General features: G+C 41.0%; 25 protein-coding genes. 16 read left to right on the top strand and 9 right to left on the bottom strand.

The genetic code is table 11. The features are described from left to right. Window positions 1–5 precede the first annotated feature (5 nt). Window positions 6–719 (bottom strand): RNA polymerase sporulation sigma factor SigK, encoded by a 714-nt coding sequence (gene sigK, locus HNQ84_RS05430; RefSeq protein WP_055441040.1) that lies wholly within the window; start codon window positions 717–719, stop codon window positions 6–8. Between the two features lie 167 nt (window positions 720–886). On the opposite strand from sigK, the gene HNQ84_RS05425 reads away from it, so the two are divergent. Next, window positions 887–2,200: a TrkH family potassium uptake protein gene (locus HNQ84_RS05425; protein WP_435621417.1), complete on the top strand. Its 1,314-nt coding sequence runs from the start codon at window positions 887–889 to the stop codon at window positions 2,198–2,200. Window positions 2,201–2,226: 26 nt separating this feature from the next. On the opposite strand, the gene motB is transcribed toward HNQ84_RS05425, so the two are convergent. The 3 genes from motB to pssA all read right to left on the bottom strand — a co-directional run bounded on the left by motB (window position 2,227) and on the right by pssA (window position 4,429). Further along, window positions 2,227–2,982, bottom strand: coding sequence for a flagellar motor protein MotB (gene motB / locus HNQ84_RS05420; protein WP_032100120.1), 756 nt, complete (start codon window positions 2,980–2,982; stop codon window positions 2,227–2,229). After that, entirely contained in the window at window positions 2,966–3,766 is an 801-nt protein-coding gene (gene motA, locus HNQ84_RS05415; RefSeq protein WP_183241007.1) for a flagellar motor stator protein MotA, read from the bottom strand. Before motA ends, motB begins: the two co-directional genes overlap by 17 nt. A gap of 123 nt (window positions 3,767–3,889) precedes the next feature. Beyond that, complete coding sequence (gene pssA, locus HNQ84_RS05410; RefSeq protein WP_032100118.1) at window positions 3,890–4,429, bottom strand: CDP-diacylglycerol--serine O-phosphatidyltransferase; 540 nt, start codon at window positions 4,427–4,429, stop codon at window positions 3,890–3,892. A 124-nt stretch (window positions 4,430–4,553) separates the two neighbouring features. On the opposite strand from pssA, the gene HNQ84_RS05405 reads away from it, so the two are divergent. Next, the gene (locus HNQ84_RS05405; protein ID WP_183246149.1) at window positions 4,554–5,351 is read left to right on the top strand and encodes a phosphatidylserine decarboxylase; all 798 of its coding nucleotides are present in this window, start codon (window positions 4,554–4,556) and stop codon (window positions 5,349–5,351) included. A gap of 4 nt (window positions 5,352–5,355) precedes the next feature. On the opposite strand, the gene HNQ84_RS05400 is transcribed toward HNQ84_RS05405, so the two are convergent. Next, on the bottom strand, window positions 5,356–5,502 hold the full coding sequence (locus tag HNQ84_RS05400; RefSeq protein ID WP_032100116.1) for a sporulation histidine kinase inhibitor Sda: 147 nt from the start codon (window positions 5,500–5,502) through the stop codon (window positions 5,356–5,358). A gap of 279 nt (window positions 5,503–5,781) precedes the next feature. On the opposite strand from HNQ84_RS05400, the gene HNQ84_RS05395 reads away from it, so the two are divergent. Genes HNQ84_RS05395 through HNQ84_RS05360 form a run of 8 tightly spaced genes read left to right on the top strand, consistent with a single transcriptional unit; the run spans window position 5,782 to window position 10,770 of the window. After that, window positions 5,782–6,294: a YqeG family HAD IIIA-type phosphatase gene (locus HNQ84_RS05395; protein ID WP_435621416.1), complete on the top strand. Its 513-nt coding sequence runs from the start codon at window positions 5,782–5,784 to the stop codon at window positions 6,292–6,294. Window positions 6,295–6,299: 5 nt separating this feature from the next. Continuing rightward, entirely contained in the window at window positions 6,300–7,403 is a 1,104-nt protein-coding gene (gene yqeH, locus HNQ84_RS05390) for a ribosome biogenesis GTPase YqeH (protein WP_435621415.1), read from the top strand. Between the two features lie 20 nt (window positions 7,404–7,423). Beyond that, entirely contained in the window at window positions 7,424–8,251 is an 828-nt protein-coding gene (gene aroE, locus HNQ84_RS05385) for a shikimate dehydrogenase (RefSeq protein WP_435621414.1), read from the top strand. Then, window positions 8,245–8,538, top strand: a complete 294-nt coding sequence (gene yhbY / locus HNQ84_RS05380; protein ID WP_055441033.1) for a ribosome assembly RNA-binding protein YhbY — start codon at window positions 8,245–8,247, stop codon at window positions 8,536–8,538. Before aroE ends, yhbY begins: the two co-directional genes overlap by 7 nt. A 10-nt stretch (window positions 8,539–8,548) precedes the next feature. Next, window positions 8,549–9,115, top strand: coding sequence for a nicotinate-nucleotide adenylyltransferase (locus HNQ84_RS05375; RefSeq protein WP_435621413.1), 567 nt, complete (start codon window positions 8,549–8,551; stop codon window positions 9,113–9,115). Then, complete coding sequence (yqeK, locus tag HNQ84_RS05370; protein WP_435621412.1) at window positions 9,105–9,680, top strand: bis(5'-nucleosyl)-tetraphosphatase (symmetrical) YqeK; 576 nt, start codon at window positions 9,105–9,107, stop codon at window positions 9,678–9,680. The genes HNQ84_RS05375 and yqeK overlap by 11 nt, the downstream gene beginning before the upstream one ends. Beyond that, window positions 9,677–10,033: a ribosome silencing factor gene (gene rsfS, locus HNQ84_RS05365; protein ID WP_055441030.1), complete on the top strand. Its 357-nt coding sequence runs from the start codon at window positions 9,677–9,679 to the stop codon at window positions 10,031–10,033. The genes yqeK and rsfS overlap by 4 nt, the downstream gene beginning before the upstream one ends. Continuing rightward, window positions 10,030–10,770, top strand: a complete 741-nt coding sequence (locus HNQ84_RS05360) for a class I SAM-dependent DNA methyltransferase (protein ID WP_435621411.1) — start codon at window positions 10,030–10,032, stop codon at window positions 10,768–10,770. Before rsfS ends, HNQ84_RS05360 begins: the two co-directional genes overlap by 4 nt. A 60-nt stretch (window positions 10,771–10,830) precedes the next feature. On the opposite strand, the gene comER is transcribed toward HNQ84_RS05360, so the two are convergent. After that, the gene (gene comER / locus HNQ84_RS05355; RefSeq protein WP_435621410.1) at window positions 10,831–11,661 is read right to left on the bottom strand and encodes a late competence protein ComER; all 831 of its coding nucleotides are present in this window, start codon (window positions 11,659–11,661) and stop codon (window positions 10,831–10,833) included. Between the two features lie 77 nt (window positions 11,662–11,738). Between comER and HNQ84_RS05350 the strand changes: the two genes are divergently transcribed. Genes HNQ84_RS05350 through HNQ84_RS05340 form a run of 3 tightly spaced genes read left to right on the top strand, consistent with a single transcriptional unit; the run spans window position 11,739 to window position 15,092 of the window. After that, entirely contained in the window at window positions 11,739–12,326 is a 588-nt protein-coding gene (locus tag HNQ84_RS05350) for a helix-hairpin-helix domain-containing protein (protein ID WP_435621409.1), read from the top strand. A 45-nt stretch (window positions 12,327–12,371) separates the two neighbouring features. Continuing rightward, entirely contained in the window at window positions 12,372–12,839 is a 468-nt protein-coding gene (locus tag HNQ84_RS05345; RefSeq protein ID WP_032100105.1) for a ComE operon protein 2, read from the top strand. 18 nt (window positions 12,840–12,857) lie between these two features. Then, the gene (locus HNQ84_RS05340) at window positions 12,858–15,092 is read left to right on the top strand and encodes a DNA internalization-related competence protein ComEC/Rec2 (RefSeq protein WP_435621534.1); all 2,235 of its coding nucleotides are present in this window, start codon (window positions 12,858–12,860) and stop codon (window positions 15,090–15,092) included. A gap of 48 nt (window positions 15,093–15,140) precedes the next feature. Here HNQ84_RS05340 and HNQ84_RS05335 read toward each other — a convergent pair whose 3' ends face one another. After that, window positions 15,141–15,275, bottom strand: a complete 135-nt coding sequence (locus HNQ84_RS05335) for a YqzM family protein (RefSeq protein ID WP_003393868.1) — start codon at window positions 15,273–15,275, stop codon at window positions 15,141–15,143. A 239-nt stretch (window positions 15,276–15,514) separates the two neighbouring features. Here HNQ84_RS05335 and holA point away from each other — a divergent pair, with 239 nt between their 5' ends. Then, window positions 15,515–16,495 (top strand): DNA polymerase III subunit delta, encoded by a 981-nt coding sequence (gene holA / locus HNQ84_RS05330; protein ID WP_435621408.1) that lies wholly within the window; start codon window positions 15,515–15,517, stop codon window positions 16,493–16,495. An 8-nt stretch (window positions 16,496–16,503) separates the two neighbouring features. On the opposite strand, the gene HNQ84_RS05325 is transcribed toward holA, so the two are convergent. Continuing rightward, entirely contained in the window at window positions 16,504–17,187 is a 684-nt protein-coding gene (locus HNQ84_RS05325) for a Crp/Fnr family transcriptional regulator (protein ID WP_435621407.1), read from the bottom strand. A 59-nt stretch (window positions 17,188–17,246) separates the two neighbouring features. Further along, window positions 17,247–17,513 (bottom strand): 30S ribosomal protein S20, encoded by a 267-nt coding sequence (gene rpsT / locus HNQ84_RS05320; RefSeq protein ID WP_004889444.1) that lies wholly within the window; start codon window positions 17,511–17,513, stop codon window positions 17,247–17,249. Window positions 17,514–17,720: 207 nt separating this feature from the next. Here rpsT and gpr point away from each other — a divergent pair, with 207 nt between their 5' ends. Both gpr and spoIIP read left to right on the top strand, forming a co-directional pair. Further along, complete coding sequence (gpr, locus tag HNQ84_RS05315) at window positions 17,721–18,824, top strand: GPR endopeptidase (protein ID WP_435621406.1); 1,104 nt, start codon at window positions 17,721–17,723, stop codon at window positions 18,822–18,824. Between the two features lie 65 nt (window positions 18,825–18,889). After that, a complete protein-coding gene (gene spoIIP / locus HNQ84_RS05310) occupies window positions 18,890–20,059 on the top strand; it encodes a stage II sporulation protein P (RefSeq protein WP_435621405.1) in 1,170 nt (389 codons plus the stop codon). Window positions 20,060–20,063: the final 4 nt, after the last annotated feature.

Raw genomic sequence — 20,063 nt, 5'->3', positions numbered from 1 at the left:
TTTGTTTATGATCCTTTTTTTCCTTTATCATGTTTATAACATTCATGAAATAGCTTCATTAATGCGCGTTTTTCGATACGTGAGACGTAGCTGCGAGAAATGCCGAGTTCTTTGGCGATTTCGCGTTGGGTGCGTTCAGGTTGCATGTTTAAGCCGAAACGACTAACAATGACTTGGCGTTCACGATCGTCAAGGACGTGCAAATGTTGGGCGATGTTTTCAAGCTCATTATTTTTTTCAATCATATCGCTGATGTCCTCATCTTCCGACTTTAATACATCTAGCAAGCTAATTTCGTTTCCGTCGCGATCTTGCCCGATTGGATCATGAAGAGATACATCTTTTTTTGTTTTTTTGAGCGAACGTAAATGCATAAGTATTTCATTTTCAATACAACGCGCTGCATAAGTGGCGAGTTTCGTCCCTTTTCCGGTTGAGTAGCTTTCGATCGCTTTAATTAAGCCGATTGTGCCGATTGAAATTAAATCTTCTGGATCTTCTCCAGTGTTTTCAAACTTCTTTACAATGTGCGCAACGAGACGTAAATTATGTTCGATTAGCTTATTTCGGGCGTGTTCGTCTCCTTTAGCCATCTGTTTTAAATACATCGCTTCTTCTTTTGCATCGAGCGGTTGCGGGAAGGCATTGTTTTTCACATAAGAAACTAAAAAGACAAGCTCTTTTATAAACAAAGCAAGTGCAGAAAAAATAGTGCCCATCATCGTTCACCTCACAGGTGGTCATTTGTTGCTTATGTATGTATATGCATTAGAAAACTTGTTCGTGTTTGGACACACGATTTTTTTGTTTTGTGAAAGAAAATGACGTATAATTGGAAACTGTAAATATACATAAGAAAGAAGGATGAATCGTGAGAAGGGCGATGATGAAACCGTTAAAACTGACACCGCCGCAACTATTAGCGTTTATGTTTCTTTTTCTCGTCGTTATTGGTGGGGTGTTGTTGAAGTTGCCGATCGCAACAAATAAACATATTAGCTGGCTTGATGCATTCTTTTTATCCACGTCCGCAGCGACAGTAACTGGACTAGCGCCAGTTGATCCCGGCTCTACGTTCACGTTGTTTGGAGAAGTCGTTTTAATGGTGCTCATTCAAGTGGGTGGGCTTGGGATTATGACCTTTGCGGTGCTCGTTGTCATTGTGCTCGGAAAAAAAATCGGAATGAAGCAGCGCATGTTGATGCAGGAAGCCCTAAATCAACCATCGCTTGGCGGCGTCATTCGTTTGGCGCGCAATTTATTGTTGTTTGCTTTATTCATGGAAGTTGTCGGAGCGGCGTTGTTAGCGATCGATTGGGTTCCGAAAATGGGGTGGGCAAAAGGATTGTATTACAGTCTTTTTCACACCATCGCATCGTTTAATAATGCAGGGTTTGCATTATGGCCGGATAATTTGTCACGTTTTGTCGGTGACCCGATCGTCAACGTTACCGTTTCTTTGCTCGTGATCATCGGAGGTCTTGGTTTTACCGTTGTGTTTGACGTATTGTATCAACGGCGTTGGAGAAAACTGTCTCTCCATACGAAACTCATGTTAATCATGACGCTTGTTGTGAATGTTGTGGCGATTGTTGCCATATTTTTATTTGAACGTCATAATCCGAAAACGCTCGGTTCACTTTCGCTTTTTGAACAGTTATGGGCTGCATATTTTCAAGGCATTACACCAAGAACAGCAGGGTTTAATACGATTGATATTGGATCACTTGAACAGCCGACAGCGATGCTTATGATTTTTCTTATGTTTATCGGAGCAGGAAGCACATCGACCGGTGGAGGAATTAAACTGACAACATTTGCGGTCATCGTGTTTGCGGTGATGAGTTTTCTAAAAGGAAAAGAAGAAACAGTGATTGGGATGAGAACGATTCGCCATACGATCATTTTGCGTGCGTTAGCGATTGCATCGATGAGTATGTTGTTTATTTTTGTTGTGACGATGATGTTGACACTTACAGAAGACGCCTCGCTTCTTGCTCTTTTATTTGAAGTAGTATCTGCATTTGGGACCGTTGGACTCTCGATGAATTTGACGCCGCATTTATCAACGGTTGGGAAAATGCTCATTATTGGCGTTATGTTGTTTGGAAAGTTAGGTCCGTTAACGCTCGTGTATTCGATTGCGAAACCGAAAAAAACAAATATTCGTTATCCGAATGGCGATATATTGACAGGATGATAAAAGCGAGGGAGCGTCCCTCGCTTTTATCGTGCTGGCTCTTGTGGCATAATTAAAATTTCTACACGTCGGTTTTTGGCGCGTCCTTCTGGTGTGGCGTTGGAAGCGATCGGTTTAAATTCACCGTATCCTTTTGCGCTAAATAATTGTGGATTTAACTTTGTATTTTCAAGCAACAGTTTCATAAAGTTAACGGCGCGCATGACGCTTAATTCCCAGTTTGAAGCAAACTTCGCATTGTTGATCGGTACGTTGTCCGTATGTCCGCTAATGACGATGTTGCGCGGTGGATTCATGACAAGCAAGTTTGATATTTTTTTGGCGACATCGCGATATTGCGGTTTAATGTCAGCACTGCCCGAATCAAACAGCACATCGTTTGCGATCGTAACAAGTAACCCTTCCTCTGTCATCGCTACAGATAATTCTCCACTCAATTGATTCGTTTTGACGTATTCGTTAAATTTACTTTGAATCTTTTTTAATTCCTCGTATTCTTCTTTTGAAATTTTAACGTACGGCTTTTGATTTGGCGAGTCTTTAATGACAGAGTCCATCTCTTCTCTTTCGATCGGGCTTAAATATTGTAACGCCCCTGTCCCGCCTGTAAATACGCTATTAAACGCGCGCGCAATTTCCATAAACTTTTTTGAATCAATTTGACTACTTGCGAACAATACGATAAATAGCGCAAGCAACAATGTTAATAAGTCGGCGTACGGAATGAGCCAGCTTTCATCGACATGTTCTTCATGATGATGTTTTTTATGCTTTTTCGCCATTATTTTGAGCTCCTTGTCCTAAAAGTTTTTGACGTTCGCTCATCGGTAAATAAGAAGCTAATTTTTGCTCAATCGCTCGAGGTGCTTGTCCTTCAATAATGGAAAGCACACCTTCGATCATTACTTGTCGCACTTTAATTTCTTCTTTTGATTTCCGTTTTAATTTGTTCGCAAAGGGATGCCAAAGGACGTATCCTGTAAAAATCCCCATAAGTGTCGCAACGAACGCCGCACTAATGGCGTGACCGAGACGCTCAATATCAGACATATCTTGCAACGCAGCGATTAATCCGACGACGGCACCAAGTACCCCGAGCGTTGGGGCATATGTGCCGGCTTGTGTAAAAATGGTAGCATTCGCTAAGTGGCGTTCTTCCATCGCTTCAATTTCTTCTGTCATGACATCGCGAATAAATTCTTGTGACTGTCCGTCAATGGCTAAACTTAATCCGTTGCGTAAAAATGGGTCATCGATTTCAGCAATTTTTGCCTCTAAAGCGAGCAATCCTTCGCGACGAGCGATGTTTGCCCACTCGACAAACAGCGGGATGAGTTCTTCAATTTTTGGTGTTTTTGATTCTTTAAAAATAACTCCAAACAGTTTCGGCACTTTCGAAATTTCTTTCGTTGGAAAGGCGATCGTAACGGCTGCCGCTGTCCCTAATAAAATGATTAAAATCGCAGCAGGGTTAATGAGCACAGATGGGCTTACACCTTTAAACACCATTCCGACACCGACAGCGATAATGCCAAGAATGAGCCCGATTAAGGACGTACGGTCCATGATATCACCTCTAGTTGTAGTTGTAGATTGAAAAATAAATCCAAGTTTATCATATAATTTATCCGAATGTTTGAAAAGGGAAATTTGTACGAAAAAAACCCTTGAAGTGGAAAACTTCAAGGGTTAAATTTTCTTTAGCTTGAATGGACCAACCATTAAAAGAGAAAGCGTAAAAATAATAAAAATAAAGACATAAGGCGGGAAGTAATGAATCGTTAAATAGCTGAGCGTCAATAAACAACCTGCCGCTGTAATCGGCAAACCGGTGAAATATCCGTTGCTTTCAGTAATGTTAAATCGCGCTAGGCGAAAGGCTCCACAACCGATATAAAAAATCGTAAAAAATGAGCCAGGTGCACCAAATTCGTGCAATAATCCTTGATAAAGTAATAGTGCAGGTGCTACTCCAAATGATATAATATCACTCATTGAGTCCAATTGTTTCCCTAAGTCCGATTCGATGTTCATTTTCCGAGCGACTGTCCCGTCAAAACGATCGGCAAGTGCTGCTAAAAAAATAAATAATACAGAAACGTTCAGCTGGCCTTTCACCGCAAATAAAATTGCGAAACCGCCTAAGCTTAAGTTTGTTAACGTCAATACGTTTGCCGTATGCGCTTTAAGTTTTTTAATGGTATGATCAATATAATCCGATAAAAACATATAAATTCACTCCTTTATTAAAATCGTGCCGACCCACTTGCCAAAAATATCACTCGGTTACTAATATTTTATTGATAATAAGCAAACTAGTAAAGGACATTCTTTACTTTAGGAGGGAAAGTCGTTGGTGAAGTGGTTATATCGACTATTTATTGAATTGACAAATCAGCCATTGACATCGAAATGTCTCGCTTCGTTCACACGTTCGAAATGGAGTCGGTTAGTCATTCCATCTTATGCGAAAGTATATAAAGTTAATGAAGAAGAAATGGAAAAAAAGTTGCACGAATACGAAACGCTCCAACAACTGTTCGTTCGCACATTAAAAGAAGGTCTTCGTCCAGTTGATGCGCATCCAGATAGCGTCGTCAGCCCTGTCGATGCAGTCATCGAAGATGTCGGCATCATTACGGATCAAAAAGAAATCATCGTCAAAGGGAAAACGTACTCCATTCGTGAAATGCTCGGCGATGACCGAATAGCTGAAAAATATTTGCATGGAACGTTTATTATTTTGTATTTAAGTCCGAGTCATTATCATCGCATTCATAGCCCAATATGTGGGGAGGTTGTAAAGCAGTGGGAGCTCGGCAACAAGTCATATCCGGTAAACCGCCTTGGATTGAAATATGGCAAGGCGCCCCTTTCTAAAAATTACAGAAGAATTACGGAACTGTGTACAAATGGCATGTATACGGCTATTGTGAAAGTCGGGGCGATGTTTGTCAACAGCATTGAATTAACGCATGAGCATGATTACGTAAAAAAAGGAGAAGAAATCGGATATTTTTCGTTCGGTTCAACCGTTGTGTTATTGTTTGAAAAAGATGTATTTACGTTAGACGAACAAATCGTTCCGCCACTTGAAGTGAAAATGGGACAACGGATCGGTTTTTTGACACAAAAGAAAAAGAGCCAATAAAGGCTCAAGCCGATGATGATTGTTTTAGTTTATGTTCAAGACGGCGACGGAAAATTTCACGTTCAATCAGTTGAATAAACTCTTTACTTAATTGCAACTCTTTCGCTTTGTAGTATGATTCGATTAATAAGTCGTCAGGCAAACATTTCATTTTTTTCGCCTCCTAAGGTATACATCAATACGTGTATACATATAATGGTAGGTTTATCTTCACTTTACCATAAATCAAAAATAAGAACAATTGTTCTAATTATCCACAAGTGGCGTGGATAAAGTGTGGATGAATTGTTTATAACGTGTAGAAAAAGTTGATAAATATGTGTGGGTAATGTGTATAAAGTTATCCACAATATACGAAAGCCGTCGGATTTTGTCGAAAAATTTTACAATTTGTTTATTTATGTAAAAAACGAAGAAGGAATGAGGAAGTATGTTAAAATATTTCTTACCGAACGAACATGCGAAAAGTATTTTTGAAATTACCCCAGAACATTTGAAACAAAAAGGAATGAAAGGGATTATTACCGATTTAGACAATACGTTAATTGAATGGGATCGTCCGCTAGCAACGCCAGATGTTGCCCGTTGGTTTGAACAAATGAAACAAAACGGCATTCAAGTGACAGTTGTATCGAACAACAATAAAAAACGGGTCGAGGCGTTTGCCAAACCACTTGGCATCCCGTTCATTTTCGAAGCGCGCAAGCCGTTAACGAGGGCGTTTCAACAAGCGTTGCGCGACATGAAGTTAAAAAACGAAGAAGTCGTCGTCATCGGTGATCAGCTTCTTACCGATGTATTTGGTGGCAATCGTCTCGGATTACATACGATTTTAGTCGTTCCTGTCGCGCAAACAGATGGCTTTTTTACTCGTATAAATCGAAATATTGAACGAAAAATTTTAAATATGATGCGAAAAAAAGGTATGATTCATTGGGAGTGATGATAATGAGTGAACGAATGATTTGTATTGGGTGTGGAGTAACAATTCAAACCGAAGATGAAACGAAAATTGGATATGCGCCTCCTTCAGCGCTTGAACGTGATCCGATTATTTGCCAGCGCTGTTTTCGATTAAAACATTACAACGAAGTGCAAGATGTATCTTTAACAGATGATGACTTTTTAAACATTTTGCATGGTATCGGACAAGCGGATGGACTTGTAGTGAAAATTGTTGACATTTTTGACTTCAATGGTAGTTGGTTGCCGGGCTTACATCGATTTGTCGGAAAAAAAGATGTGCTACTTGTCGGCAATAAAGTTGATTTGTTGCCAAAGTCTGTGAAACATGAAAAAGTCACGCGTTGGATGAAACAAACAGCGCGTGAACTCGGATTGCAGCCACGCGATGTCTTTTTAGTCAGCGCCAATAAAGGTGATGGAATGAAGGAAGTGATGGTTGCGATTGATGAGTATCGCAATGGAAAAGATGTATATGTCGTCGGCTGTACAAACGTCGGAAAATCAACGTTTATTAATCATATCATTAAAGAAGCGACAGGAAAAGGAAACGTCATTACGACGTCATATTTCCCGGGAACGACATTAGATATGATTGAAATTCCGCTCGATGACGGATCAGCGCTTTATGATACGCCAGGCATTATAAATCATCATCAAATGGCACATTTTGTCGATAAAAAAGATTTAAAAGTGATTACACCGAAAAAAGAAATTAAACCAAAAGTATATCAATTAAACGAACAACAAACGTTATTTTTCGGCGGACTTGCGCGGCTAGATTATGTGAGCGGGGGAAGACGTCCATTTGTATGTTATATGTCAAATGAACTATTTATTCATCGAACGAAACGTGAGCATGCCGATGAATTGTATGAGAGACATCTTGGTGAATTGTTGCAGCCGCCGCGCAAAAGCTATTGCGAGCAATTGCCGCCACTTGTCGCCCATCATTTTACGTTAAAAGAACCAAAAACAGATATCGTTTTTTCAGGGCTCGGTTGGGTGACATGTCACGAACCGGGGGCACAAGTCATTGCATATGCCCCAAAAGGTGTTGGTGTGATGTTGCGCAAATCGCTCATTTAACAGAAGAGGGGGAGAGGGATTTGAAACTATTTGGGCTTATCGGTTGCCCTGTTCATCATTCGTTATCGCCGCTTATGCATAACGATGCGTTTCAATCGTTACATATCGATGCGCATTATCATGCGTTTCATGTCGAGCCACATATGTTAAAAGAGGCGGTAGAAGGTTTAAAGGCGTTACAATGTGCCGGGTTTAATGTGACGATCCCGCATAAGACAGCGGTGATGGAATATATGGATGAGCTTGATGAAACGGCTACACAAATAGGGGCAGTGAATACAGTTGTTAATGAAAATGGGAAATGGGTTGGCTATAATACAGATGGTGAAGGATTCGTTCGGGCGTTATGCGAGCAAATGAACATGGAATTATCCGGCGCAAGCATACTCATTGTCGGTGCAGGTGGAGCCGCGCGTGGCATTTATTTTACTCTTTTAAACCATCAAGCGTCCACTATTGATATATGTAATCGCACATTAGAAAGAGCGGAAGCGTTTGTTAAAAAAGAAAAGTCAGCTGTGTATTCGCTTGAACAAGCGGAAGAGCGTTTAGGAGAGTATGACATCGTCATTAACACGACGTCCGTAGGCATGTATCCGCATGTCGATGCGATGCCAATCTCTCTTCGAAATTTAAAAAAAGGTACAATCGTCAGCGATATCATTTATAATCCACTGATGACGAAATGGTTGCAAGAAGCGAAAGAAAAAGGGGCGCGCGTGCAAAACGGCGTTGGGATGTTTGTCTACCAAGGGGCGCTAGCGTTTGAAAAATGGACAGGCATCTTCCCCGATACGAAACGAATGGAACAACTTGTTATTCAACAGTTAGGAGGAAAAACATGTTAACAGGAAAGCAAAAACGGTTTTTACGTTCTTTAGCTCATCATTTAACACCGATTTTCCAAGTAGGAAAAGGTGGCGTCAATGAAAACATGATTAAACAAATTGCGGATGCGCTCGAAGCGAGAGAGCTTATTAAAGTAAGTGTATTAAAAAATTGCGATGAAGAAAAAGAAGTTGTTGCAGAGCAATTAGCGCAAGGTGCAGGGGCGGAAGTCGTCCAACTGATCGGACATACGATCGTGTTATATAAAGAATCACGTGAACACAAACAAATTGTGTTACCAAAATAGGAGCGACGCGGTGAAAAAAGTAGGCATTTTAGGTGGGACGTTTGATCCGCCTCATTACGGGCATTTATTAATTGCGGACGATGTACGAACGGAGTTGCAACTCGATGAAATATGGTTTATGCCAAACTACATTCCGCCACATAAAGACAAAAAAGTGACAGATCATGTGCATCGCGTCAATATGTTGCATGCGGCGGTTGCCAATCAGCCGCACTTTCGCATTGAAACGATCGAACTTGAACGAAAAGAACGGTCATATACGTACGATACGATCGTTTTGTTAAAGAAAAAACATCCTCATACGATATTTTATTTTATTATTGGCGGGGATATGGTCGAATATTTGCCACATTGGTATCGTATTGATGAGCTCGTTCAGCTTGTGCAATTTGTTGGAGTGAAACGACCGGGCTACTCCCTTCGTACATCGTATCCAATAATAGAAGTCGATGTGCCGGTATTTGCGGTTTCTTCTTCGCTCATTCGTGAACGTATTCAAAGTGGGAAAAGTGTCACGTACTTGTTGCCCGAAGCCGTTCAATTATATATAAAGGAGAATCGGTTGTATGAAACGTGAAGAAGCGTTAGCGATCGTGCGCAAGCAATTAAAAGAACAACGTTACATTCATACAGTAGGCGTGATGGAAACAGCGATTGAACTTGCGAAAATATATGGCGCGGATGTTCAAAAGGCGGAATTAGCTGCGATTTTTCATGACTATGCTAAATTCCGTACAAAAGAAGAAATGAAGCGCATCATTATTGAACAACAAATGCCACGAGATTTGTTAGCATATAGCCCAGAGTTATGGCATGCGCCGGTCGGGGCATACTTAGTTCAAACGGAAGTCGGTATTCAAGATGAAGACATTTTACAAGCGATTCGTTATCATACGTCAGGACGTCCACATATGACGTTGCTTGAGAAAATTGTATATATCGCCGATTATATTGAGCCAAATCGTTCGTTTCCAGGTGTTGACGAAGTGCGAGCGTTAGCGCGAGAACATTTGGATGTTGCGCTTTTTCGTGCGTTGCAAAATACAATTCAATTTTTAATGGACAAACGTGAACCGATTTATCCAGATACGTTTCATACGTATAATGATATAGCACAAAAATTGAAGGGGGTTTCATCATGACGGAACGAGATATTTTACGCATTGCTGTACAAGCAGCTGATGAAAAGAAAGCAGAGAACATCGTGGCATTAAATATGAAAGGCATTTCGCTTGTTGCCGACTACTTTATGATTTGTCATGGCAATTCAGATAAACAAGTGCAAGCCATTGCGCGCGAAATTAAAGAAAAGGCGGAAGAACATGACGTTTTAGTAAAACGTGTTGAAGGTTTTGATGAAGCACGTTGGATTTTAGTCGATTTAGGAGATGTTGTCGTCCATGTGTTCCATAAAGAAGATCGTGAATATTACAATCTCGAACGATTATGGGGCGATGCGCCACTTGAACAAATTGAGAGTGATCTCGGAGCATGACGTACGAACGATTTGCGAGTTGGTATGATCAATTAATGAGTGATGCCCCGTATGATGCGTGGTGTGCACTCGTTGAACGAACAGTTGCTTCTTATCACGTTGGAAAACGGTTGCTTGATCTCGGATGTGGTACGGGAGAGCTTGCGATTCGGTTAGCAGAAAAAGGGTTTGAAGTGACCGGTGTCGACTTGTCAGAACAAATGCTAGCTATTGCGCAAATGAAAGCAGAAGAGCGCGGGGTCGCTCTCTCGTTTTTTCAGCAAGATATGCGTGAATTTGGTCCGTTTGAGCCGTTTGATACGATCGTTATTTTTTGTGATTCGCTCAATTATTTATTACAGGAAGAAGACGTGATCGCCACGTTTTCGCGTGCATATGATCAATTGCGTCCGGGTGGCTTGTTTTTATTTGATGTGCATTCTTTATTTAAAATGGAAAACGTCTTTTTACATCATAGAACGTTTGCGAGCAACGATGAACAAGTGAGTTACATATGGAATTGTTATGAAGGACAGTGGCCGCATAGCGTTGAACATGAGCTCACGTTTTTTGTTCAATTAGAAGAAGGCGTGTATGAGCGAGTTGATGAAATGCACGTACAGCGAACATATGATGTGGATCAATATGTGATGTGGTTAAAACAAGCAGGGTTTCGCCTGTTGCATGTATGGGCGGATTTTACAGAACAGCAACCGACAAAAGAAAGCGAGCGCATTTTCTTCATCGCGCAAAAATAAAATCCCAAAAGTGCCTTACTTTTGGGATTTTTCTTTAACAAATAAGCAGGATTTTTTTTGTTAATCGCGAATATTGTCGATTTGTTGGCGCACCTTTTCCGTTTCTTCATAAAACTTTTCGTGCGTTTTTTGAAAAACATGGACAAACAAGTCCCCAACTTCTTTTTCCAACACTTCAATGCCCGCTCCTGTAATACCGCCTTTCACGCACACTTTTTCCTGTAATGTCGGTAGGGTGTATAATTGTTGCTCAAGTAGTGCCCCAAGCCCGATGATCATGTCTGTCGCTAACGTTGTTGCTTGTTCTTTCGTAATGGACGTTTGTTGAACGGCTGCATCGATAAACTTTTGAATTAAATAGCTGAAAAAAGCAGGACCACAACTCGTTAAATCAGAAGCGATGCGCGTAATAGGCTCGTCTATGTATATTGGACGAGAAATGGAGCGGAATAGCTGCTCAATCGTTGTCCGATTTGCCTCTGTGCAACGTTCACTTACAGTAATTAACGTACTTCCGGCGAGTGCTCGATTTGTAATGCTCGGAATGACGCGGACGACATGACATGGCACGAGTGATTCAAGTTGCTGCACGGAAATTGGGCTCGTAATCGATACGATACAGTGATGATCGGTCAAGTGTGGACGTAGTTTCTTTAAAACGGCAGGCATATGCAACGGTTTTGTACAAATGAAAAGGATGGTCGCGTGTTTTGCTACTTCTTCATTCGTCGCCATGACGTGAACGTCCGGGTAACGTTTTTGTATATTGTATGCTTTTTCAAGCGTTCGGTTTGTAATGAACAGTTGTTCTGGTTTTACCGCATTTCCGTTAATAAACGATTCAATTAAAATCGTTCCCATGTTTCCTGTTCCAATAAACCCTATATTCAACGGCATTCCCCCCTTATCCGTCACCACTATACGTCATATGTATGCGCGAATAATGCTTTTTATGAAAGGATGAAAGCATGAAGTGGATAAAAACATATGAACGTTGGATATATGTAGGCTCGATTGTTATTGGAGCGATCATTTGGATCGTTCAACAACAAGAGGAAACGCCGATACAACCACTTCCTTTCGAACAGGTAGAACAACAAGAACAGCAAGAAAAGCAAGTAGAGGAGCAATCATCCGTTGTTGTCGATGTGAAAGGAGCAGTGAAACGAGCGGGAGTATATGAAGTGGCGCCGACAAGTCGTATTCATGACGTTATTCAACTGGCAGGAGGATTAACAGACGAAGCAGATGAGACGAAAGTGAACTTTGCAATGAAAGTGCATGATGAAATGGTCATTTACGTGCCGAAAAAAGGTGAGGACATCCTTGTGGAAACAGCTAGTCAAACGAGCAGTTCAAGTGGAAAAATCAACATTAACACAGCAACGATTGAACAACTACAAACATTACAAGGAATTGGTCCTGTGAAAGCATCCGCGATTATAGCATATCGGGAGGAACACGGACCGTTTCAAAACGTCGAAGATTTGTTGAATGTTAGTGGAATCGGCCCAAAATCGCTTGAAAAAATAAAAGAACAAATTGTCGTTCGTTAAAATTGACGATAAACTAAAGGCATAATGGACAAGGGGGAGAAATAGATGGAGCGAATTACATGGGATCAATATTTTATGGCCCAAAGCCATTTATTAGCGTTGCGTAGCACGTGTACGAGGCTAGCTGTCGGGGCAACAATTGTGCGCGATAAGCGTATTATTGCTGGGGGATATAACGGTTCGATCGCAGGTGGAGCGCATTGTATCGATGAAGGATGTTATGTGATCGACAATCATTGCGTGCGCACCATTCATGCAGAAATGAATGCCATTTTACAATGTGCGAAGTTCGGTGTGCCAACGGAAGGGGCGGAAATATACGTTACCCACTTTCCTTGTTTACAATGTTGCAAAGCGATTATTCAAAGCGGGATGAAAGCTGTGTATTATGCGAACGACTATAAAAACCACCCGTTTGCTTTGCAATTGTTCGAACAAGCGGGGGTAACGGTAAAACACGTTCCGTTTGATGTTAACTCGATTCCAACATTTTTACACGCAAAGGGGAGATGACGTATCGTTTATGTGGCGATGGCGGCCGTTTTGGCCGTCTTGTCTATGCTAACGAAATCACCTGTTTGTTTTGTATTATCATTTGTGTACAGTTTCTTTTTACTTTGGAGGAAGCGGGAGTTGTTTTTCGCTTGTGTATGTTGTTATTTGTTTTTCTCGTTATGGAGCAAATGGGTCGATGCACATAATGTGACAACGCTTTCAGGTAATGAAACGACATTTTTTGTCCGATTTATTGCCCCGATTTATATTGACGGCGATCAAGTGAAAACGATTGTTCAATGGCAAAAGGAACGATTGCAACTCGCCTACCGTCTTCGAACAGAAGAGGAAAAACGAAAATGGGAAGACATTCAAATTGGGACAGCGTGCTTATTAAAAGGAACGATTGAACGCCCTTCTTTACCAACAAACCCGTATGCCTTCAATTATCGTCGTTATTTGTTTTACCAACACATTCATTGGATCGTTCGCCCAGCTTCACTTGAACGTTGTACGCGTACAAATGTGACATGGATAGAACGATTACAAATGATTCGACAACAAGGCATTCGCTACATTCAACATTATTTTCCAGATGGCGTAAGTGCGTTTATGCAAGCGTTGATTTACGGTGAACGGAGTGATATAGAGCCAACGGTGTTGGCGGGTTATCAAAAGTTAGGGCTTATTCATTTACTTGCGATTTCAGGTTTGCATATGACGTTGCTCGTCGGTGGTTGTTTTTACTTATTTATTCGCTTCGGCATCCCGAGGGAACGAGCGACGATGATATTACTTGGATGCATTCCGCTATATGCTGTTTTAGCTGGTGCTGCTCCGTCGGTGATGCGCGCGGCCATCATGACAAGTTGTTTTCTCCTTTTTTCATCTCGTCTCCGTACACTTGATACGTTAAGTATCGCTTGCCTCGTTTTATTAGTAAAAGACCCGTATACAGTATTTCATCTCGGTTTTCAATTATCTTTTCTCGTTTGTTTTGCATTAATCATATGCTCTACATTCATTCAAAACGAACCATCTGTTGTGCGTCAATTGTTCATGACATCCTTTATTGCACAAATAAGTACATTACCGCTTTTGCTTTATCATTTTTACGAAGTGTCTTTTTTATCTATTCCGTTAAACATCATTTTTGTTCCACTTTACTCGTTTATTATTTTGCCGCTTTCCTTTTTAGCGTTGCTCATCCACTTGTTTATGCCATTTGCTAGTCCCCTCATCATATATGTACTAGCGATTGTCATTGAACGTGCGAACGCCCTTGTTGTTGCACTAGCCGATACATTCGTGCTCACGCTCGGTCGTCCGCCACTATTGTTGCTTGTTGCTTATATCATCTCGATTTTCCTTTTTTTTCTTTCTTTCGAATACGGAAAGTGCGCGGTTATTTTTCGTTTTTCATTTATTTTTGTTATGATCGCACATTTTATTTGGCCATTTTTTCGCCCGACTGGTGAAGTCGTGATGTTAGACGTTGGGCAAGGGGATAGTATATATATTGAGCTGCCATATCGAAAAGCGGTTTATATAATTGATACGGGTGGAACGATGTCGTTTAGCGATGAACATTGGAAAAAACGGAAACAATCGTTTCGTGTTGGAGAAGATGTGATCGTGCCATTTTTAAAGGCAAAAGGAGTTCGCACGCTTGATGCGCTCATTGCAACACATGGCGACTTTGATCATATAGGGGATGCAAACGATATATTCGATGCCGTTCGTGTGCAAAAATTAATCGTTGGCATGCAACGAAATGATTTCATACAATCGGTGATGAAGCAAGCGATAAATAAAGGAACACGTGTACAAATGGTGAAAAGTGGTGATCGTTGGACGGTTGGGAAAGCGCAATTTTACATTCTCTCTCCATTTGGAAATGAAGAAACGACAAACGACGGTTCGATTGTGTTGTATGCATTGATGGGGGGAGCATACTGGCTATTTACCGGCGATTTGGAAGAGGAAGGGGAGCGGCGAATAATAAGCACATATCGGTCATTGCCTGTTCACATCTTAAAAGTAGGGCATCATGGGAGTAAAACGTCAACATCTGAACCGTTTTTACGACATATACGTCCGAAATGGGCGCTTATTTCAGTCGGACGACGCAATCGATATGGTCATCCGCATCGTGAAGTCATCGAACGTTTACGTCACTATGACGTGCGCATATTTCGAACGGATGAACAAGGGGCGATCGTGATTCGTTTTCATAAGCGGATAAGCACCATTCAGACGTTTTCACCATAACATACAAGAAAAAAGAGACTGCAACAAGCAATCTCTTTTGGACGTCCATTATGCACCGAAAAATTTTACAAGTGTGGCGATAATGAACATAGTGGCGAAAAAGCCGAATGATACGATGAAGCCAACTGCCGAGTCAACGGCATCGTTGCGCGTACATTGAACGTTTTTTTCAAATTCGTTCATGACCATCCCTCCTATTTTCTCACCATTAGTATAAGGGAAAAATGAAAGAAAATCTACATCGTTGACAACAGTTGTCACAAATAGTTCGCGCCAGATCGGAAAAGATAATGATACCCGTTGGACAAATGAGTTCCTAGGGCTTGTTTTCCAACGTTTAAATAAATGGGAGTTGGCAACTTTCGTTTGCTAACTCCCTTGTAAAATGCTCCGAAACATTGTATGTTCTTTAAAGAAAGTCGATGAAGAATGGGGAAGAGAACATGGAACAACTATATGTCATATATGGTACGGAGCATTTTTTAATAAAACAAGCGCATGAGCAAATCATTCGACGAGCATTATCGGATGAAGAGCGTGAATGGAACGTCAGTACATATGATTGCGAAGAAACGCCGATTGAAGTAGCGCTTGAAGACGCAGAAACGCTTCCGTTTCTCGGTGAACGAAAAGTTGTGATCGTCAAGCAACCGTATTTTTTAACGACGGAAAAAGGAAAAGAAAAAGTAGAGCACGACGTGAAACGGTTAGAAGCTTACATTGAGCAACCAGCACCGTTTTCAAGCGTCATTTTTGTCGGTTCGTATGAAAAACTCGACGAACGAAAAAAAGTGACGAAAGCGTTATTAAAAAAAGCGCATGTCATCGTTGCGAAACCGTTGAATGAAAAAGAATTAAAACAATGGGTGAAAGGGCAATGTCAAATTGATGATGATGCAATTGATGTATTGCTTACATTAGCTGGTACCGACTTAGCGACATTAGCAAACGAAATAGAAAAGCTTATGCTTTTTGCTGAGCGTCGTTCCATTACAGCTGACGATGTTCGGCTGCTTGTATCACGTACACTTGAACAAAACGTATTTACCCTTGTAGAGCAAATCGCTAAGCGCAACATTTCAGCTGCATTACAAACATTGCAAGATTTATTGCGCCAAAATGAAGAGCCGATCAAGCTTGTCGCATTATTGGCTAGTCAATTTCGGCTTATTTATGAGGTGAAAGAATTGATGAAAACAGGGTACGGACAACAACAAATCGCCTCGATGTTAGGTGTTCATCCGTTTCGTGTAAAAATGGCAGCAAGTTATGCGAGCGGATTTTCAGAACAGCAGTTGATGCACATTTTATATGATTTAGCTGAAACGGATTATGCACTAAAAAGTAGCGCGATGGATAAACAGTTATTGTTGCAGTTATTTTTTTTGAAGTTACAGCGGTAGAGAACAATCTACCGCTTTTGTTGCAGCGCATCGACATCAATAATATAGTAGCCCCCGTCATCCGTTGTTACGACACCTTGCTGTTTCAATTGGCTGAGTACGCGACTGACTGTTTCCCGTGTAGTGCCGATCATATTCGCTAATTCGCGAGTTGTGAGCGTTGCTTTTAGCCGATAACGGCCATTGATATACACCCCATTTGTTGTTGCTAATCGGATGAAAAGTCGGGCTAATTGTTCAGTTGTATTGTGAAAAACAAGTTCTTCTAAACGTGTTTGTAATTCAATAATTTTTTCACCCATGATGCGAAACAGCTTTACACATAGTTGTGGATAACAAATAAGTGTTTGTTCAAATTGTTCGATTGGAATAATGATGAGGGTCGTTTCACTCATCATTTCAGCGTGTGCTGGGTATGTGCCACGTCGGAAAAAGCCGGTGTGCGGAAACATATCCCCCTCTTGCAAAATGGATACAATTTGCTCTTTTCCGCTAACATCAGTTTTATAAATTTTTACTGTTCCAGAAGCGATAAAGAAGACGCGATCGAGCGGATCCCCTTGCATAAAGGCAAGCGTTTTCGGTTTGTATGTGCGGACGGTCGCAATATGTATAATTGCATCTAATTCCTCATCGGATAGTTGAGAAAATAGCGAAATCGTTTTTAACTGTTCTTTTACCCAATGAAACATATATATCCCCTCCCAAAATGGAAAAAACAGCTTGCCGCGTATGACAAGCTGTTTTTTCATTATGCTGTAATGCTGTTTAATTTTTTCGCTAAACGTGATTTATAGCGATTTGCAGCGTTTTTGTGGATTAAGCCTTTGCTAGCCGCTTTGTCGATTTTTTTCGTTGCAAATGCGAAAGCTTCTTTTGCTTTTTCCACGTCTTTTAATTCAACAAGCGCTTCAAATTTTTTGATTGCAGTGCGCATTGCTGATTTCATAGATGCGTTATGAGCGCGACGCTTTTCGCTTGTTTTTGCACGTTTAATTGCTGATTTAATGTTTGCCATTTTTTTCACCTCCGTTAACCGATCGCCAATATATACGTTCAATACGCGACAGTTCGATGAACAATAAGAACAAGTGATATTCTACCAAACTGCTCTTAATTATGCAATAGGGCAAAGCCGGAAAAGTATGATTGTATGAAAAAGGAGGAAAATGGATAAAACAAATGATAAAAAGTAATGAAAGTGATAAGTGATGGAGGGGATCGTATGATCGATTTACGACCGTATAGTGTACGAACGGATTTAGCGATTGAAGCGCATGAAATAGCGATTGAAGAACGATTGCAAAGCAAGCAGGAAACTTCACTTGAAGGGGTATTGATTCGCGATTGGGAAGAAGATGGTGTTCATTTTTCATTTGTAGAAGTGATGGAAGAAGGCGCAAAAACGTTAGGAAAAAAAGAAGGAAAGTATTTAACAATTGAAGCGCAAGGCATTCGAACGCAAGACACTGACTTACAACAAAAAGTAGAAAAACTATTTGCGAAACATTTTCATGCTTTTTTACAGCAGCTTGATATTCCTCAAGAAGCCAGTTGTCTCGTCGTTGGGTTAGGGAATGCGGAAGTCACCCCTGATGCGCTCGGACCACTAGCTGTGTCTAACTTATTGGTGACGCGTCATTTATTTCAGTTACAACCTGAAAGTGTTCAAGACGGATTTCGCTCGGTGAGCGCTCTCGCCCCAGGGGTGATGGGAATGACCGGAATCGAAACGAGCGATGTTATTGCAGGTATCGTAGAAAAAATTAAACCGGATTTTATCGTTGCTATTGATGCATTAGCTGCCCGTTCAATCGAACGAGTAAACGCCACGATTCAAATTTCAGATACAGGTATTCACCCGGGATCAGGAGTAGGAAATAAACGAAAAGAGCTAAGTAAACAAACGTTAGGTATTCCTGTTATTGCTATCGGTGTACCAACTGTTGTTGATGCCGTATCGATTGCAAGCGATACGATTGATTTGTTATTAAAACATCTCGGTCGCGAGATGAAGGAAGGCGAGCGAGCTGCTCGTGCGCTTGCTCCAGCGAGTCTCGTATTTGGAAAGAAAAAAAAGTTAACGGAAGAAGATTTACCAAGCGAAGCGGATCGCTCTGTTTTTTTAGGCATGGTAGGTATGCTTGATGAAGAAGAAAAACGGCGGTTGATTTATGAAGTGCTTGCTCCGATCGGTCATAATTTAATGGTTACACCAAAAGAAGTGGATGTATTTATCGAGGAAATGGCGAACATATTGGCGAGCGGGTTGAACGCTGCTTTGCATCATCGGATTGATCAAGAAAACGTTGGGGCATATACGCATTAGTTTTTCGGTTCTATCTTTCAAAGCGTTGTCATATTGATAGAGTAGACAAGCTTTGAAAGGGTGAAGTGATGAAAATGATGGTGACCGTTCACGGAACAAGTATAAAAAAGTGGCTTGTATTTATCTTGTTTACATTTATGGGGACGTTGACAGTTGTCGCCACGATGACAGCGACATCGACATATCGCTTTTCTTCTTCTTCTGTTCATGAAGTGACGAATCGGTTTTCAACGGAATCGCTTGTACATTTGCTCTCTTTTGAAAATGTGTACTTTCGTCAAACGTTGCCGAAAGATAAACAACAATTGTCGTATTCTCAATATTTTTTTCAAATGACGACAAGTGTCAATTTGAACGATCCGCGCAGTTTGCTCGGGCGAGAGCTTCCTGGTTTTTCGTTGTATGATAGTGAAATTATTTTAGCTGGGGAAGGAACGGACTTTACAAATATCCCATATGAATCGCCCCCTCCTTTAGAAGTGTTGCTTGCTGAACGTGAAGCTGCGCAAGAACAGCTTCAGGAGGAAGAAACGCCATCGACGCCTGCTCCTTCTCAAACGACGGGAGGAAAAAAAGTAGTATACATTTATCATACACATACACAAGAATCGTATTTGCCAGCGTTAAAAGGAGTCACGAATCCAAACTTCGCTCATCATCCGACTGTGAATGTGACGAAAGTCGGTAAAAAACTAGGGGAAGAGTTAGAAAAGCGCGGCATTGGTACCGTTGTTGATACGACTGATTTTATAGGTAAGTTATTGAAAAATAACATGGAATATTATCAAGCATATGATATGTCGCGTAAAACAGTCATTGAAGCAATGGCAAACAATCGTGACGTGCAATACTTGATTGATATTCACCGCGACTCTCGGCGCCGCAATGATACGACGGTGACGATTAACGGAGTGGACTATGCACGAGTGTCGTTTATTATCGGCGGGGAAAATGCGAAGTATGAAAAAAATTTACAGCTTGTGACGAAATTGCATGAGTTACTAGAAAAAAAATATCCAGGGTTAAGCCGTGGCACGTTTGAGAAAAAAGGAGTCGGTACAAATGGAAAATTCAATCAAGATTTATCGGAAAACGCCATTTTAATTGAGTTTGGTGGTGTGGATAACACGTTTCAAGAGTTGTATCGAACAGTATCGGCTGTTGCTGACGTGTTTAGTGAATATTATTGGCAGGCGGAAAAAGTGAATGCGACACAACCAGCAGAAAAAAAGTAGGTGA

Source organism: Anoxybacillus eryuanensis (genome assembly GCF_051200995.1).
GTDB classification, from domain to species: Bacteria; Bacillota; Bacilli; order Bacillales; family Anoxybacillaceae; genus Anoxybacillus; species Anoxybacillus tengchongensis.
The sequence above is the reverse complement of the archived record's forward strand: the minus strand, read 5'-3'. Positions and strand labels throughout refer to the sequence as shown.